We start from the raw sequence: 16068 nt of genomic DNA, 5'->3' as shown, positions 1-16068 counted from the left end.
ATGAGTTATTAGTTATGAGTTATGAATTATTTCTCATAAGGCCTCAACCTCTAAAATTTCCTTTTCCTTAAGCATTCAACAGTCTTTTTAATTCTTAATCCCCGGTTTTTTTAACCGGAAATTCTTAAAAAGTAGTCCCGGGCAGACTCGAACTGCCGACCCCTACATTATCAGTGTAGTACTCTAACCAGCTGAGCTACGAGACTCTGTTTTACTTAATTCTTTTATCATTTTTTTAAATTAACAGCAAGAGTAATACAATCTTAAGATCCAGAACCTTAAGCGGGCATCTTATTTCCTGGGCGTGTCTCTGACTAACACCCAGGCTCTAGAAAGGAGGTGTTCCAGCCGCACCTTCCGGTACGGCTACCTTGTTACGACTTAGCCCTAGTTACCAGTTTTACCCTAGGCAGCTCCTTGCGGTCACCGACTTCAGGCACCCCCAGCTTCCATGGCTTGACGGGCGGTGTGTACAAGGCCCGGGAACGTATTCACCGGATCATGGCTGATATCCGATTACTAGCGATTCCAGCTTCACGGAGTCGAGTTGCAGACTCCGATCCGAACTGTGACCGGCTTTATAGATTCGCTCCTGGTCGCCCAGTGGCTGCTCTCTGTACCGGCCATTGTAGCACGTGTGTAGCCCAAGGCGTAAGGGCCGTGATGATTTGACGTCATCCCCACCTTCCTCACAGTTTGCACTGGCAGTCTTGTTAGAGTTCCCGACCTGACTCGCTGGCAACTAACAACAGGGGTTGCGCTCGTTATAGGACTTAACCTGACACCTCACGGCACGAGCTGACGACAACCATGCAGCACCTTGTAGACTGTCTTGCGAAAGATCTGTTTCCAAACCGGTCAGTCTGCATTTAAGCCTTGGTAAGGTTCCTCGCGTATCATCGAATTAAACCACATGCTCCACCGCTTGTGCGGGCCCCCGTCAATTCCTTTGAGTTTCAAACTTGCGTTCGTACTCCCCAGGTGGGATACTTATCACTTTCGCTTAGCCACTGAAGTCGCCCCCAGCAGCTAGTATCCATCGTTTACGGCGTGGACTACCAGGGTATCTAATCCTGTTCGCTCCCCACGCTTTCGTCCATCAGCGTCAATCCACCGGTAGTAACCTGCCTTCGCAATTGGTATTCCATGTAATATCTAAGCATTTCACCGCTACACTACATATTCTAGTTACTTCCCGGTAATTCAAGTCCTGCAGTATCAATGGCCGTTCCACCGTTGAGCGATGGGCTTTCACCACTGACTTACAAGACCGCCTACAGACCCTTTAAACCCAATGATTCCGGATAACGCTTGGATCCTCCGTATTACCGCGGCTGCTGGCACGGAGTTAGCCGATCCTTATTCTTACGGTACCGTCAGGCTGATTCACGAATCAGTGTTTCTTCCCGTACAAAAGCAGTTTACAATCCATAGGACCGTCATCCTGCACGCGGCATGGCTGGTTCAGGCTTGCGCCCATTGACCAATATTCCTCACTGCTGCCTCCCGTAGGAGTCTGGTCCGTGTCTCAGTACCAGTGTGGGGGATCTCCCTCTCAGGACCCCTACCCATCGTCGCCTTGGTAAGCCGTTACCTTACCAACAAGCTAATGGGACGCATGCTCATCTTCCACCGTTGTGACTTTAATTACCGGATGATGCCATCCTGTAATACTATGAGGTATTAATCCAAATTTCTCTGGGCTATCCCTCTGTGGAAGGCAGATTGCATACGCGTTACGCACCCGTGCGCCGGTCTCAAGGCCCGAAAGCCCCTACCCCTCGACTTGCATGTGTTAAGCCTGCCGCTAGCGTTCATCCTGAGCCAGGATCAAACTCTTCATCGTATATTTTTTATATTATAATTCGATGCTTACTATCGGTTCTTTTCGAATCTTACCGATTCTATTACCCTTATTTTATCTGTTCTGATTTTCATCAGAACGGCTGTCAATTCAATATGTCTACGAACGTTTTTCTTTTCTTTTCCGCTTGTCTCTCAAAGCGGGTGCAAAACTAAAACTTCTTTTTAAAACCTGCAAGAAAAATTTAAAAAAATTTTGAAACTTTTTTTTCGTCCCTTATTCCTAAATTCTCTGCCGGTATTTCAATGAACTTCGCTTCGTTTGCGGGGTGCAAAGGTAGACTCTTTATTTACATTTCCAAGTCTTTTCAATAAGTTTTTTTCAATCTTTTTTCGGTTTTTCAGCTAACCAACTGACAACATTAAAATTAGAATTTCAAATTTTATTTCCATACAAAAGTATTTTCTTACTTTATCTATTTAAATCCATAAAATACACAATTATTGAGTCGACATTTTGAAATTAAACATTCCAATTACTATTGATAACATGCTATTGAATGCATTAAACATAACAATTAAAAATAATATTTAAAACACACATATTATATTAGAGTAAAGCCCAACTTACTTATTATAGACAATTAAACAATCCGAAGCTTGTTAATCCTCCAAATCATTTAAAATTCAGGTTTAAGTATACATCTCCAATTTATTCAATACTTACATCCTTTATTATTTTTTTCAGTTTAACTCCTTTATCTGATTTATTCAGCTTCTACTTCTTTAAATAATAAATAAAATAAAATAAAAAAAATAATAGACAGACTTGTCTGTTCAATATTTTTTATATCTTTGTCCTATATTTAAATCAATATGAAAACAGCGAGAGAAAGAATTTTAGAAACAGCTTCTGTTTTGTTTCACAAACAAGGATATAATAGTACTGGAATTAATCAAATCATAAGTGAATCAAATGTAGCTAAGGCAAGTTTTTATATGCATTTCAAATCTAAAGATGATTTGTGCATTGAGTTTCTAAACAAAAGACACGATTATTGGTTTTCTGAACTATTAAAATTTACTTCAAAACCGATTGAGCAGACGGAGAAAATAATCGCAGCATTTGATTTCATAATTTATATGAATGAAAATGAAGATTTCCGCGGGTGTAGTTTTTTGAATATTATGTCTGAAATTTCAAAAAATCAGGATAACATCTTAAAAGTTATACAAGCCCACAAACAAGATTTGATTGTTTTTTTTAAAGATTTAATAGAAGACGAATTATTGTCGACACATATATATCTTCTATTTGAAAGTTCGATTATAGAAAGCCAGTTATTCAAATCGAATGAAATCATTAAAAAGTCAAAACTAATAATTCACAACTTATTATAAAATTTTAAAAACATGGAAAAAAAACATCCCCTTCCTCCCTTTACGCTTGAAACAGCAAAGGAGAAAATACAACTTGCTGAAGATGCTTGGAATTCACAAAATCCAGAAAGAATTTCATTAGCTTACACAATAGACAGCGAATGGAGAAACCGTAATCAATTTGTTAACGGACGTGAAGAAATTGTACAATTTTTAGCTGGAAAATGGCAGAAAGAATTCGATTATAAACTTAAAAAAGAATATTGGGCACATACTGATAATCGAATTGCAGTAAGATTCGAATATGAATATAGAAATAAAGAAGGACAATGGTTCAGGGCTTATGGCAATGAAAACTGGGAATTTGACGAAAACGGACTAATGCAGAAAAGATTTGCAAGTATTAATGATCTTGAAATTAAAGAATCAGACAGGCATTTATAATTCAAAAAAATAACCATATAAGACATTTAAGCTTATAACGTAAATATCTTATATGGTTAAATATTAAAATATTCTGAAAGTGATTATTCGATAAAAAGTAATTAAACTATTATTAGTATTTGAAAGATTTAAAGCTGTAGGGTTAACAATTCCCAGCAGTTTTAAAGGATTCAAAAAAGGCGTACGCTCTTTTCTCTGCGTATGAATACGTTGAATTCTGCATTGGAAAAGCACAGTGTCCGCCGTATTTAGGCGTTTCCAAATAGACATATTCACTCGTTTGAGCAATCGCTCTCGGATAACATCTTTCACCCAAAAAAGGATCGTCCAGCGAATTAACAATTAAAACTGGAGTTGTAATATTTTGAAGTGAAAATTCAGGAGAAACGCGCTCATAATAATCGTCACGGCTTGCAAAACCATGAAGCGGCGCTGTAAAATACTGGTCGACTTCATCAAATGAAGAAATATTATCGATCTGATCGCTGTTTATAAAATCAGGGAATTGTTTCGCTTTATGTTTCAGTTTTCTTTTAATGTCGATTGTAAAGTTCTTCAGATAAACTCTGTTGAAACCTTGTTTAAGCACTTCCGCACTAGTCGCAATATGAGTGGGAACTGAAATCGATACAGCCGCTTTTATGCGTTCATCTACTTTGGTCCAGCCTAAATAATTCAACAGCTGAACGCCTCCCATAGAATATCCAATTAGATAAACATCTTCGAATCCTTTTCTCAGAACAAATTGCACTACCTCATCTAAATCATCAACAGCACCGTGATGATAAAGTCTTGGAAGACGGTTCATTTCCCCTCCACAAGTACGATTGTTCCAAGCAAAAACTGAAAAACCTTTCTGCTTAAAATAATCTGCACAACTGTTGTTGTACGTTCGGCGTGAATCACCTTCTAGACCATGGCATAAAATGACTGCTTTTTTTGAATCATTTATAATGAAATCAATGTTGATAAAATCGCCGTCATTCAATTCCAATTTTTCTCTAGTGTATTCTGGAACTTCAAACTTTTTAAACAAAGCTGCATAAATAGTCGAAACATGTCTGTTGCGATGAATAATAGGTGGAAAGATATATTCTGATTGTTCAATTATTGGCATGACAAAAAGTTTTTACAATGCTTATACAAATCTAAGAAATCAATCAATATGTAGTGTAATACTGTCAATTTTTATTTCTTTTTTATGAGATTTTTAAACATTCATAAATTTCGTGTGCCAAAAATTTCAAAAACTGAATTCCAAATTCCAAAAAAAGGCTGGAATTTGGAATTTAAAATTTTGAGCTTAATTTTTAAAAACTCTTTTCTTATTTCACTACAGTAGCTTCCAATTCTACTTTTAAAGTTTCAAAAAGGCTTTTTACTTCCAAAACGGTGCTTGATTGTTTAATTTGATGTTTTTGAATCCACGTTTGTACAACATCAAAATTTTCAAAAAATGAAGCTGAATCGGTTGTATAGATATTAAGCCTTACTATATTTTTAAGTTCATAATTGGCTGTGAGAATTACTTTTTCTAGATTTTCAATAGTCTGAATTATCTGAGTTCTCATATCTGCCGTACTTGAAATTCCGTTGTCATCAATAGCTGTTTGTCCCGAGACATATAAAGTTCCGGCAACATTTGTAACTTCTACCGCTTGAACATAATTTCTGGCATCCTGCCATTTCCAAGGATTAATTGCTCTTTTTTCCATCTTGTATTTTTTTTAATTAACAGATGCAAAAATCAGCACACTTTGCTTTTTAGAGGTGTGATAAATATCACTATTTTAAAATACGAATTAAAAAAGACGGCTTAGCGTTTCGCGCGAAACTCCTAAATAAGAAGCCAGCGAAGATTTAGGAACTCTTTGCAGTAATGATGAATTTTTAAGCAGTAACTGTTCGTACCGTTCCCGAGCATTTGAAGTTAAAAAGGATAAAATACGTTGCTGTGAACCAATGTGACCTGCAATTGATTTTCTAAGAAAGAAGCGTTCCATCTTAGATAAATCCGAACAAAGTTTTTCAAAATTTTCTAGAGAAAGACTATATACAGTTGTATCTTCTATACATTCTAATGTCAATTGGGATTTACTTTGTGTATAAAAAGCCTGAAAATCAGTTTCCCACCAGTCTTCCATTGCAAACGAAACAATATGTTTTCTGGCGTCTTTATCTTCATAAACTAGTTTAATAAGTCCTGAAAGCACAAAATAAACTTCTTTTACTTCGTTTCCTTCTTCAATAATGAAATCTCCTTTACGGAAATTTTTTACTTCGAAATGAGAAACGATAAAAACAGCTTCTTCATCGGTTAAATCAACAACTTTTTCAATATGCGATCTCAGAAATTGTTCAGGGTTATTCATGAAAATAATTTTAGAGTAAAAGTAAATATTAATCTCATTTAGAAACAAAAAATCCAAACTCCAATTAAATTGGAATTTGGATTTCAAATATTGTAGTTTTAAAACTTATTAGTCCAAAACAAAACTTACGCTTACATTGGCTGTAATTTCGATTTCTCCAATTGCCAATGTTTGGTTTGAAGCACCTGATGCATCCATCATTTCGGTTTTCATCGCTGCGTACATTGGTCTTGGCTGATAAACCTGAGAATTATCAGAAATAGTAAATGCTTTCCCTACTTTTTGACCTAAAACAGATACATACTCTTCAGCTTTCAATTTAGCATCTTTGATCGCTATTTTTCTAGCTTCAGACTGGTATTGAGCCAATTTAGAAGATTCAAAAGAAACATTATCAATTCTGTTGATTCCTTGTTGTACCAAACCTTCCATTAATTCATCGTATTTAGTCAAATCTTTTAATACGATTTCAACAGTTTGAGTGGCATTGTAGCTAGTTTTCTTTTTCTCGTAGTCGTACTGCGGATTAAGAGCTACTTGTTTTGTTTTAAAATCAGCTGTTGGAACATTCATTTTTTTGATGAATTTCAAAACAGCATCCATTTTTTCGTCATTTTGTTTTTTGACATCTTTAGCATTATTCCCTTTAGTTTCAACAGTTGCTGAAATACAAACCTGATCAGGTGCTACTTTTACTTTTCCTTCCCCGTTAACGTTGATTAATGGGATTTGTTTTATTTCTTGGCCGTAAGACATAGTCATAAACATGATTGTTAAAAATAATACTAGTTTTTTCATTTTTTGTGATATTTAAATTATTTGATAAAGGCATTTCAAAAGTTATGCCAGCATTACAATTTTCCCAATTTTGCCATTCCAAAAAGTATAATAATTGGAACAGCCAATAAAATCGTCATTAAACTGTGATCTGTAATTAATGACGGCATTTTTATTAAAGTAATCAGATATCCTCCTACAGCACCTCCAAAGTGAGCCGTATGTCCTATATTATCATTTTTTGCTTTCATTCCGTAAATTGAATACAATAAATATAAAATTCCGAAAACATATGCCGGCATTGGAATAACATAAAAAATTCCAAGCATCATATCTGGCTGTAATAAAATTGCCGAATACAAAACTCCAGTTACAGCACCAGATGCCCCCACTGCACGATAGCTGTAATCATCTTTATGGAATAACATCGTCAGCAGACTTCCGAAGATTAAACTTCCGAAATAAACCAGAACAAAAGAAAAATCACCAAGTGCATCCGAAACCACTGGAGCAAACATCCAAAGCGTATACATATTAAACACCAAATGCAGGATATCAACATGTAAAAATCCAGATGAAAGCATTCTGATTTGTTCTCCCGCTCGAATGCTTCCTATATGAAATTCATACTTTCTAAAAAATGCATAATCGTTAAAACCTTTATAACTAAAAAGAACGTTGGCAACAATAATTCCAATTAAAATGGTATTCATAAATAATGTTTAATGTGAGATGTAAATATAGTTATATTCGGACATAAGTTTTAGATCCAAATTCAAAAATATCTCTCATTACCCATTTTTACGTTATATTTGCAGAAAAAATATTAGATGCAATTTATTGTTTATATACTAGCCTATCCACTTCTTTGGCTAATCTCTATACTTCCTTTCCGAATATTTTACTGGTTTTCAGATTTTGTGTATTTCATCATTTACAGAATCATTGGTTACCGTAAAAAAGTGGTTCGCGAAAATCTCGCACTTGCGCTTCCTCATTTAAGTGCTGCTGAAAGAAAAGAAATAGAAAAAAAATTCTATCAGCATATGTGCGATATGTTTTTGGAGATGGTAAAAACAATGAGCATTTCTCCAGAAGAAATGGAAAAAAGATTTCATGTAACGAATATCGAATTGGTTCAAGATTATGCAAGAAAAGGCAAAAGTGTTATTCTAGTTGCTTCTCATTATGCTAGTTACGAATGGCTTTTAACTATTAATCCAAAATTAGGTTTTCAAGGAATTGCTGTTTATAAAAGACTTGCCAATCCGTATTTTGATAAGCTGATTCGAAAAATCCGTTCGAAATATAAAACCGAAATGATCGAAACTAGACAAGCAATTCCAACAATGGCTCAAAACCAAAGAAGCGGAAAATTAAGCATGTACGGTTTAGCAAGTGATCAGTCACCAAAATTGGATAGAATTTTCCACTCGATGAAATTTATGGGTGTTGAAGTCCCTGTACATACCGGTGCCGAAATGCTGGCTAAAAAATATGATTTAAGTGTCATTTCTGTACAAGTACGTAAAGTGAAAAGAGGATATTATGAAGCGACTTTTGTACCAATAGCAGATGATCCGAAAGAATATAAGGATTTCGAAATCACCGAAAAATATTTAAAAGGAGTCGAAAAGCAAATTTATGAAGCTCCTGAGTTTTATTTATGGACTCACAAAAGATGGAAACATCGTGTAAAATAAAAAAATCTAAAAAGTCTGAAATGCAATTGCTGTTTTTCAGACTTTTTCTTTTTAGAAAATAAAACTGTTTTAAAGAAATACCTCTTTTGAAGTATTCTGAAATCGTTTGATGTGTTTTTGTAATGATTTTTTTATTCTGATAAAAAACAGAAACCCTATACATTTGAAATAACTAAATAATCAAAACCTACTAAATCATTAACCATGATCAAAAAGCTACTTTTTACATTATTAACCTTAATTTGTTCGGCAATTGTATTTTCTCAGAGTCCTAAAAGAGGAATTGCATACGGAAACAATTCTACTGCCGATTTACAGGCTTTAAAACCCGGAATTTCGTGGTGGTACAATTGGGGATCTCTTCCTGAAAATGACGTTAATGCTAATTATGCTTCGCTTGGCTTAGAATATGTTCCAATGGCTTGGGGAAAAGTAAACGATGGCGATGTACAAGCCTTTATTGACCGTATTAAACCGGGAGCTAAATATCTATTAGCGTTCAATGAGCCTAATTTTACTGATGGCGCTCGCTTAACACCTCAGGAAGCAGTAAATGCATGGAAAAATGTTGAAAAAATTGCCGCAGCTAAAAATCTAGAAATTGTGAGTGCTTCTCCGGCTTATAATGGTCCTAATAACTATGGCGGTTACAGCGATCCAGTAGCGTGGCATAACCAGTTTTTTCTTTTATGTCCAGACTGTAAAGTCGATTATATTGCTTTTCATACGTATGATAATACAGCAGGAGCTGTTATTGGTGTAACAGGACTTTTAAAAAACTTTAATCGTCCGGTTTGGGTAACTGAGTTTGCAAACAGAGTTATTCAAAGTGAAACTGATAAAATTAACTTCATGAAAACCATCGTGAGCAGTTTTGAAAACGATCCTGATATTTACCGATATTCTTGGTTTACAGGACGTGTTCCTTCTGATTGGACTGATATGCTTGAAGGACAATTACTAAGCCCAGCTAGTGGTGTTTTAAAACCAATTGGAACGGCTTATATCAACGAAAGTTATACTTCTAAAAAAATGAGTGTGCCAGGAAGAATTACTGCTAATAAACATTATAGAAGAAAAGGAACAGGATTGCAAAACACAACCGATTCTGGAACTGGACAAAATGTTTGTTTTATAAACAATGGAGACTGGAATGAATTTATGCTCAATGTAGCCGATGCAGGAGTTTACAATTTAACTTTTAGAGTTGCTTCACCAACAAACACTGGAAAATTTGATATTCTGGTAAATAATGTAGCAGTAAAAACAGACGAGACTTTTCCACCAACAGGAGACTGGCAAACTTATGCTGACAAAGTTGTAAACGGAATTACACTACCAAAAGGTGAAGTATACCTTAAAATTAAATTCAAATCAAACGATATGAATTTTAATTATATTGATGCTGTAGTTTCTAATTTAGGAGTAAACGATCACCAAAAAGAAAATGGTTCTTTCACTATTTATCCAAATCCGGTAAAAACCCAATCAACGCTTCATATAAAATCACATATAACAGAACCATTGACGATCAAAATTGTTGATATGAAAGGAGATATATGTTTTTCTTCAGATGATTATTTTACAAATGAAGATATTAAAATTGGCGATAAACTCGCGCCGGGAGTATATATCGTAAACGTTTCTTACGGAAACATCAAAAAATCAATTAAGATTATTAAGAACTAACTTTTAATACCAAATAGAAAAAGCCTCTTTCGAAATTTTCAAAAGAGGCTTTTTATGTTTAAAGAATTGAGATTAAATTCCAGCAATTACTTTTATTTCGTCAATAATTCTAAGTGCTAATTTATCAGCAGCATCTTGAGAAGGCGCTTCTGTATAAATACGAATAATTGGTTCTGTATTTGATTTTCTTAAATGAACCCACTCTGTTGCAAAATCAATTTTTACTCCATCGATTGTTGAGATATCTTCGTTTTTATATTTATCTGTCATAGCAGCTAAAATTGCATCAACATCAATCTGCGGTGTTAATTCAATTTTATTTTTGCTCATATAATATTCAGGATATGAAGCTCTCAAAGCAGCAACTGATGTTTTTTTGTTTGCCAAATGTGTTAGGAACAAAGCGACACCTACCAAACTATCTCTACCATAATGAAGCTCAGGATAAATAATTCCGCCGTTACCTTCACCGCCAATAACAGCATTATTTTTCTTCATTAATTCAACTACATTCACCTCGCCTACTGCACTCGCCTCGTAGCTTCCGCCGTGCGCTTTAGTAACATCTCTTAATGCACGAGAAGATGACATATTCGAAACTGTATTTCCTGGAGTTTTGCTTAAAACATAATCCGCAACAGCAACCAAAGTATATTCTTCACCAAACATTTCACCATCGTCACTAATAAAAGCTAGACGATCTACATCTGGATCAACAACAATTCCTAAATGTGCTTTTTCTTTTACCACTAATTCTGAAATATCAGTTAAGTGTTCTTTTAAAGGCTCTGGATTATGAGGGAAATGTCCGTTTGGTTCACAGTACAATTCTACTACTTCAACTCCCATTTGTTTTAATAGTTTCGGAATAATAATTCCACCTGATGAATTTACACCATCAACCACTACTTTGAATTTTGCTTCTTTTACAGCCTGAATATCAACCAAAGGAAGATTTAAAACTTCATCAATATGAATATCCATATAAGCATCATTTGGAATAATTTCTCCTAAACTATCCACATCCGAGAAATCAAAAGCTTCGGCTTCGGCAATTTCAAGAATTTTAGCACCATCGGCACCACTTAAAAATTCGCCTTTTTCATTTAAAAGCTTTAGAGCATTCCATTGTTTTGGGTTGTGTGATGCTGTTAAAATGATTCCACCATCAGCTTTTTCAAGCGGAACAGCCACTTCAACCGTAGGCGTAGTAGAAAGTCCAAGATCGATTACATCGATTCCTAAACCAATTAAAGTATTTACAACTAGATTATGAATCATTGGTCCTGAGATTCTTGCATCACGGCCAATTACAACTGTTAGTTTTTCTTTTGAAGTATTGTTTTTCAGAAAGGTTCCGTATGCCGAAGCAAATTTTACAGCATCAACTGGAGTCAGGTTATCTCCTACTTTCCCCCCAATCGTTCCTCGAATACCTGAGATAGATTTTATTAAAGTCATTTCTGTGAGTTATGGTTATTTTTATTACAAATATAAAAAAGTTACCAAGGTTCTAAGATACTAAGCGGTTAAGTTTTTTTCTTATTAAAAAAATTAGAGGCTAAATCACTTAAAAACACTACGATTTCAAAATAATCGTTAATTATTAAAACCGAAAGGTTTATATTATAATAAAATCATCTGAAAAAGTTTTCATACTTTTACTAAATAACTTAGCGCCTTTGTATCTTTAAAAATGAATTTCCTTGCCCATATATATCTTTCCGGCGATAATGATTTAATCAAAATTGGCAATTTTATGGCCGATGGCATTCGCGGAAAACAATTTGAACACTTTCCCGAAGATGTTCAAAAAGGAATTCTTTTACACAGATTTATAGATACTTATACTGATTCTCACGATATTTTCAGACAAAGCACCAAACGTCTTCATGAAAAATACCACCATTATTCGGGCGTCATTGTAGATATTGTTTATGATCACTTTCTGGCCAAAAACTGGACACAATATTCAGATGAAAAGCTGGAAACTTTCATCAATCGATTTTACAATTCGCTTCATGATAACTACGACATTTTAACCGAAAAAACACAGGGATTAATGCCGTATATGATCGAGAGAAACTGGCTTCTAAGTTATCGTACGGTTGAAGGAATCCATCAAATCCTGACCCAAATGGATCGAAGGTCTAAAAATAGGTCTAAAATGCAGTTTGCCAGCGAAGAATTAAAAGAATTTTACAATGAATTTGAACAGGAATTCACCACTTTCTTTGAAGATCTGCGACAACAAGCCAACCAAAAGCTACTTACTTTATAAAATCAACCGGTTTTAAAACATACTCACTATGAAAAAAATTTCTCTGTTATTTTATTTCGTAACCATCTCTAGTTTTGCGCAGCAAACGGCGGCGCCAACAGGTTTAACAGCTTCAAAAGCAATGGTCGTTTCGGCTCGCGAAGAAGCTTCAAAAATTGGTGTTGAAATCATGAAAAAAGGCGGAAATGCTTTTGATGCCATGGTAGGAACCGAATTAGCACTAGCAGTTGCTTATCCGTTTGCAGGAAACCTTGGCGGCGGTGGATTTATGGTTTATCGAAAAGCAAACGGAGAAGTTGGAACCTTAGATTATCGCGAAAAAGCACCAATGGCAGCTTCTAAAGATATGTTTCTGGATAAAGAAGGAAATGTAATAAAAGGAAAAAGTACCGATAGTCCGCTTGCGATTGGTGTTCCGGGAACTATTGCCGGTGTTTTTGCCGTTCATAAAAAATTGGGCTCGCTGCCAATGTCAGAAATTTTAAAACCTGTAATTGCGCTTGCAGAAAAAGGAGTTGTTGTAACTCAAAAACAACAAAAACAATATGATTCCTATCATGACGCTATTGTAAAAGCAAACGGTCCAAACGGATTCATGTCGAAAAGTTATAAAGAAAATGATACTATAAAATATCCTGCTCTTGCTAATACTTTAAAACGAATTTTAAAAAATGGGAAAGATGAGTTTTACAAAGGAAAAACCGCACAGATTCTTGTTGACTATTTAAAGAAAAAAGGCGGTATTATTACACTTAAAGATTTAGCATCTTACGAAGCAAAATGGAGAAAACCATTGCAGTTTACTTATAAAGATTTAAAAATTACTTCGATGCCGCCTCCAAGCAGCGGTGGAATTTGTCTGGCTCAGATTATGAAGATGATTTCCCCTTTCTATCTTTCAAAAATGGGGCATAATTCAGAACAATCTATACAGGTAATTGTAGAAGCTGAAAGAAGAGCTTACGCAGATAGAAGCCAGTTTTTAGGAGATCCTGATTTTGTAAAAATTCCAATTAACGGACTTTTATCGGATGCATATTTAAAAGAAAGAATGTCAACTTTTGATTCAGAAAAAGCTTCTCTATCTTCAGAAATAAAAGAAGGAAAAGTGACGTATAATGAAAGCACCGAAACGACACATTACTCAATTGTAGATTCATTTGGAAATGCCGTTGCCGCTACTACAACGCTTAATGATGGTTTTGGTTCGAAATATTACTGCGATGAATTAGGTTTCTTTTTAAACAACGAAATGGATGATTTCAGTGCCAAACCGGGTTCTCCAAATATGTTCGGATTAGTTGGAAACGAAGCCAACAGTATTGCGCCACAAAAAAGAATGTTGAGTTCTATGACGCCAACGATTGTAGAAAAAAACGGAAAACTTTTTATGGTTGTGGGTTCTCCTGGAGGTTCAACAATCATAACTTCTGTTCTTCAAACCATTTTAAATGTTTACGAATACAATTTCAGCATGCAGGAAGCAGTAAATGCACCTCGTTTTCATCATCAGTGGCTGCCGGATTTAATTACTTTTGAACCAAATGCTTTTAGTCCAAATACTTTAGACAGCCTGAAAGCTAAAGGCTACCTAATCAATGAGAAAACAACTCCTGTAATTGGAAAAGTAGATGCTATTTTAGTTTTACCAGACGGTAAACTAGAAGCAGGAGCTGATTTTAGAGGCGATGACAAAGCAGCTGGATTTTAAATTAAAAAGTTTTTGCTTGAAAAATTAGACAAAATCGAATGTTTACACTTAAATTTGTATTCTCGGTAAATTTTTTAAAAAATAATGATAAAAAAACTTTTTCAAAGACTAGAAAGCATAATTGCTTTATCGCAATCTATATTGACGCCAAAGCAATTTATTTTTTTATCAAGCGTATTGGTTGGGATTTCATGCGCATTTGCCGTAATTGTCTTAAAAACTTTTGCTCACAGCGTTTTTTCTTTTGCCACTTATATTAACGGAATTTTAAAATTGAGTTTCATTAACAGTATTCTTCCCATTATTGGAATTGTACTGACCGTTTTTGTAGTTAAAAAAGTTTTAAACGGAACTATTCAAAAAGGGACTTCTCAAATTTTATATGCGGTTGCCAAAAAAGCAAGTATCATTCCGAAAAAACAAATGTATGCGCAGATTATAACCAGCTCCTTAACTGTAGGTTTAGGAGGATCTGCCGGATTAGAAAGTCCTATCGTAATTACCGGAGCTGCATTTGGCTCCAATTATGCACAAAACTATAAATTAGCGTATAAAGATCGAACATTGCTAATTGGCTGTGGAGTTGCTGCTGGAATCGCTGCCGCTTTTAATGCTCCAATTGCAGGTGTGCTTTTTGCCATCGAAGTATTGTTAGTCGATGTGAGTATTTCTGCTTTTACACCTATTATGATTTCTGCCGCAACAGGTGCTTTAGTATCTGCAATTGTGTTAGACGAATCGATCCTTCTATCTTTCAAAAAACAAGAAAATTTCGATTATCACAATATTCCTTTTTATGTCGTATTAGGAGTTTTAACAGGGCTTGTAGCCATTTACTATTCAAGGAATTTCCAGAGAGTTGAGCATTATTTTGCCAAACAACAAATTGGTACTTATAAAAAAGCCTTAATAGGTTCGTCACTTTTAGCATTATTGATTTTTATTTTTCCAACACTTTTTGGTGAAGGGTATGAAAGCATTAAAATTTTATCTGAAGCAAATCCAGGCCAATTACTAAACAACACTTTATTTGGTGATTTTAGAAACAATGAATGGGTATTGCTTCTCTTTGTTGGGGCAACCATGATGGTAAAAGTATTTGCATCGGGACTTACAATTGGAAGCGGTGGTAACGGAGGAAACTTTGCCCCTTCTCTTTTCTTAGGATCGTATCTGGGATATTTTTTCTCCAAATTAATAAGTCTCACAGGTTTATCGCATTTACCCATCAGCAATTTTACAATGGTTGGAATGGCAGGAATTTTAAGTGGTTTATTTCACGCACCGCTGACAGCCATATTCCTTATTGCCGAAATTACAGGAGGTTACGGATTAATGATTCCGCTTATGATTGTTTCGTCTATTAGTTTTGCTATTTCTAAACGATATGAAAAATATTCGCTTGACGTAAAAAATCTAGCCAAAAAAGGTCATGCTTTTACCAGCAATAAAGATTCAAACATTTTATCTACTCTGGATATTGACACGATCATTCAATGTGATTATTTAACCGTTCATCCAGAAGAAAATCTAAGCAAACTGGTTGATCTTATTTCACATTCTAATCAAGTCGTTTTTGCTGTTGTTAATGATGAAAAAGATTTGGTTGGTGTGGTTCATTTCAACGATATCCGTGAAATCATTTTCAATGCATATCGCGTAAAATACACACAGATAAAAGACGTCATGAAAACTCCTGCTGAAATAATTCTATCACACGACAGTATGGAAGTTGTAATGACCAAATTCGAAAGATCTAAAACTGCATTTCTTCCTGTTTTACGAAATGAAAAATACTTCGGTTTCATTTCAAAATCTATAGCATTAGAAGCCTACAGAATGAAACTGCGTTCAATGACAATTGAATAAAACATTTTTTGAAGATCTTAATCTGCGACTTCATTTTGT

13 protein-coding genes, 1 tRNA gene and 1 rRNA gene are annotated in these 16068 nt (G+C 34.9%); 7 read left to right on the top strand and 8 right to left on the bottom strand.

Going from position 1 to position 16068, the window contains the following annotated elements:
- Positions 1 to 132: 132 nt before the first annotated feature.
- Together J0383_RS18980 and J0383_RS18975 are read right to left on the bottom strand one after the other, a co-directional pair.
- A tRNA-Ile gene (locus J0383_RS18980) sits at positions 133 to 206 on the bottom strand.
- Positions 207 to 332: 126 nt separating this feature from the next.
- Positions 333 to 1846 (bottom strand): 16S ribosomal RNA (locus tag J0383_RS18975).
- Between the two features lie 833 nt (positions 1847 to 2679).
- Between J0383_RS18975 and J0383_RS18970 the strand changes: the two genes are divergently transcribed.
- Both J0383_RS18970 and J0383_RS18965 read left to right on the top strand, forming a co-directional pair.
- Positions 2680 to 3204, top strand: coding sequence for a TetR/AcrR family transcriptional regulator (locus J0383_RS18970; protein WP_207295535.1), 525 nt, complete (start codon positions 2680 to 2682; stop codon positions 3202 to 3204).
- A gap of 12 nt (positions 3205 to 3216) precedes the next feature.
- The gene (locus J0383_RS18965; protein WP_207295534.1) at positions 3217 to 3627 is read left to right on the top strand and encodes a nuclear transport factor 2 family protein; all 411 of its coding nucleotides are present in this window, start codon (positions 3217 to 3219) and stop codon (positions 3625 to 3627) included.
- A 142-nt stretch (positions 3628 to 3769) separates the two neighbouring features.
- On the opposite strand, the gene J0383_RS18960 is transcribed toward J0383_RS18965, so the two are convergent.
- From J0383_RS18960 to J0383_RS18940, 5 genes are all read right to left on the bottom strand, one after another.
- On the bottom strand, positions 3770 to 4744 hold the full coding sequence (locus J0383_RS18960; RefSeq protein ID WP_207295533.1) for a YheT family hydrolase: 975 nt from the start codon (positions 4742 to 4744) through the stop codon (positions 3770 to 3772).
- 208 nt (positions 4745 to 4952) lie between these two features.
- Positions 4953 to 5342: a RidA family protein gene (locus tag J0383_RS18955; protein ID WP_207295532.1), complete on the bottom strand. Its 390-nt coding sequence runs from the start codon at positions 5340 to 5342 to the stop codon at positions 4953 to 4955.
- 87 nt (positions 5343 to 5429) lie between these two features.
- A complete protein-coding gene (locus J0383_RS18950) occupies positions 5430 to 5999 on the bottom strand; it encodes a Crp/Fnr family transcriptional regulator (protein WP_207295531.1) in 570 nt (189 codons plus the stop codon).
- A 108-nt stretch (positions 6000 to 6107) separates the two neighbouring features.
- On the bottom strand, positions 6108 to 6797 hold the full coding sequence (locus J0383_RS18945; RefSeq protein WP_207295530.1) for an SIMPL domain-containing protein: 690 nt from the start codon (positions 6795 to 6797) through the stop codon (positions 6108 to 6110).
- A gap of 53 nt (positions 6798 to 6850) precedes the next feature.
- Positions 6851 to 7489 (bottom strand): rhomboid family intramembrane serine protease, encoded by a 639-nt coding sequence (locus J0383_RS18940; protein ID WP_207295529.1) that lies wholly within the window; start codon positions 7487 to 7489, stop codon positions 6851 to 6853.
- A gap of 117 nt (positions 7490 to 7606) precedes the next feature.
- Here J0383_RS18940 and J0383_RS18935 point away from each other — a divergent pair, with 117 nt between their 5' ends.
- Together J0383_RS18935 and J0383_RS18930 are read left to right on the top strand one after the other, a co-directional pair.
- Positions 7607 to 8479 (top strand): lysophospholipid acyltransferase family protein, encoded by an 873-nt coding sequence (locus J0383_RS18935; RefSeq protein ID WP_207295528.1) that lies wholly within the window; start codon positions 7607 to 7609, stop codon positions 8477 to 8479.
- Between the two features lie 204 nt (positions 8480 to 8683).
- Positions 8684 to 10168: a glycosyl hydrolase gene (locus tag J0383_RS18930; protein WP_207295527.1), complete on the top strand. Its 1485-nt coding sequence runs from the start codon at positions 8684 to 8686 to the stop codon at positions 10166 to 10168.
- Between the two features lie 72 nt (positions 10169 to 10240).
- Here the strand turns inward: J0383_RS18930 and glmM are convergent, their stop codons facing one another.
- The gene (glmM, locus tag J0383_RS18925; protein WP_207295526.1) at positions 10241 to 11629 is read right to left on the bottom strand and encodes a phosphoglucosamine mutase; all 1389 of its coding nucleotides are present in this window, start codon (positions 11627 to 11629) and stop codon (positions 10241 to 10243) included.
- A gap of 235 nt (positions 11630 to 11864) precedes the next feature.
- On the opposite strand from glmM, the gene J0383_RS18920 reads away from it, so the two are divergent.
- The 3 genes from J0383_RS18920 (at position 11865) to J0383_RS18910 (ending at position 16029) form a co-directional block, all read left to right on the top strand.
- Positions 11865 to 12449, top strand: a complete 585-nt coding sequence (locus J0383_RS18920) for an acyl carrier protein phosphodiesterase (RefSeq protein WP_207295525.1) — start codon at positions 11865 to 11867, stop codon at positions 12447 to 12449.
- Between the two features lie 28 nt (positions 12450 to 12477).
- Positions 12478 to 14160, top strand: a complete 1683-nt coding sequence (gene ggt, locus J0383_RS18915) for a gamma-glutamyltransferase (protein ID WP_207295524.1) — start codon at positions 12478 to 12480, stop codon at positions 14158 to 14160.
- A gap of 84 nt (positions 14161 to 14244) precedes the next feature.
- Positions 14245 to 16029 carry a chloride channel protein gene (locus J0383_RS18910; protein WP_207295523.1) on the top strand — a complete coding sequence of 595 codons (1785 nt, stop codon included), beginning with the start codon at positions 14245 to 14247 and terminating at the stop codon, positions 16027 to 16029.
- Positions 16030 to 16068: the final 39 nt, after the last annotated feature.

This window comes from Flavobacterium endoglycinae (genome assembly GCF_017352115.1).
In the GTDB taxonomy this organism is placed as follows: Bacteria; Bacteroidota; Bacteroidia; order Flavobacteriales; family Flavobacteriaceae; genus Flavobacterium; species Flavobacterium endoglycinae.
The sequence above is the reverse complement of the archived record's forward strand: the minus strand, read 5'-3'. Positions and strand labels throughout refer to the sequence as shown.

Bases quoted from the DNA above. Each gene is read 5' to 3' on its own strand.
- J0383_RS18955 (WP_207295532.1), bottom strand. From the start codon at position 5,342: ATGGAAAAAAGAGCAATTAATCCTTGGAAATGGCAGGATGCCAGAAAT.
- J0383_RS18940 (WP_207295529.1), bottom strand. From the start codon at position 7,489: ATGAATACCATTTTAATTGGAATTATTGTTGCCAACGTTCTTTTTAGT.
- glmM (WP_207295526.1), bottom strand. From the start codon at position 11,629: ATGACTTTAATAAAATCTATCTCAGGTATTCGAGGAACGATTGGGGGG.
- J0383_RS18930 (WP_207295527.1), top strand. From the start codon at position 8,684: ATGATCAAAAAGCTACTTTTTACATTATTAACCTTAATTTGTTCGGCA.
- J0383_RS18920 (WP_207295525.1), top strand. From the start codon at position 11,865: ATGAATTTCCTTGCCCATATATATCTTTCCGGCGATAATGATTTAATC.
- J0383_RS18935 (WP_207295528.1), top strand. From the start codon at position 7,607: ATGCAATTTATTGTTTATATACTAGCCTATCCACTTCTTTGGCTAATC.
- ggt (WP_207295524.1), top strand. From the start codon at position 12,478: ATGAAAAAAATTTCTCTGTTATTTTATTTCGTAACCATCTCTAGTTTT.
- J0383_RS18910 (WP_207295523.1), top strand. From the start codon at position 14,245: ATGATAAAAAAACTTTTTCAAAGACTAGAAAGCATAATTGCTTTATCG.
- J0383_RS18945 (WP_207295530.1), bottom strand. From the start codon at position 6,797: ATGAAAAAACTAGTATTATTTTTAACAATCATGTTTATGACTATGTCT.
- J0383_RS18970 (WP_207295535.1), top strand. From the start codon at position 2,680: ATGAAAACAGCGAGAGAAAGAATTTTAGAAACAGCTTCTGTTTTGTTT.
- J0383_RS18950 (WP_207295531.1), bottom strand. From the start codon at position 5,999: ATGAATAACCCTGAACAATTTCTGAGATCGCATATTGAAAAAGTTGTT.
- J0383_RS18965 (WP_207295534.1), top strand. From the start codon at position 3,217: ATGGAAAAAAAACATCCCCTTCCTCCCTTTACGCTTGAAACAGCAAAG.
- J0383_RS18960 (WP_207295533.1), bottom strand. From the start codon at position 4,744: ATGCCAATAATTGAACAATCAGAATATATCTTTCCACCTATTATTCAT.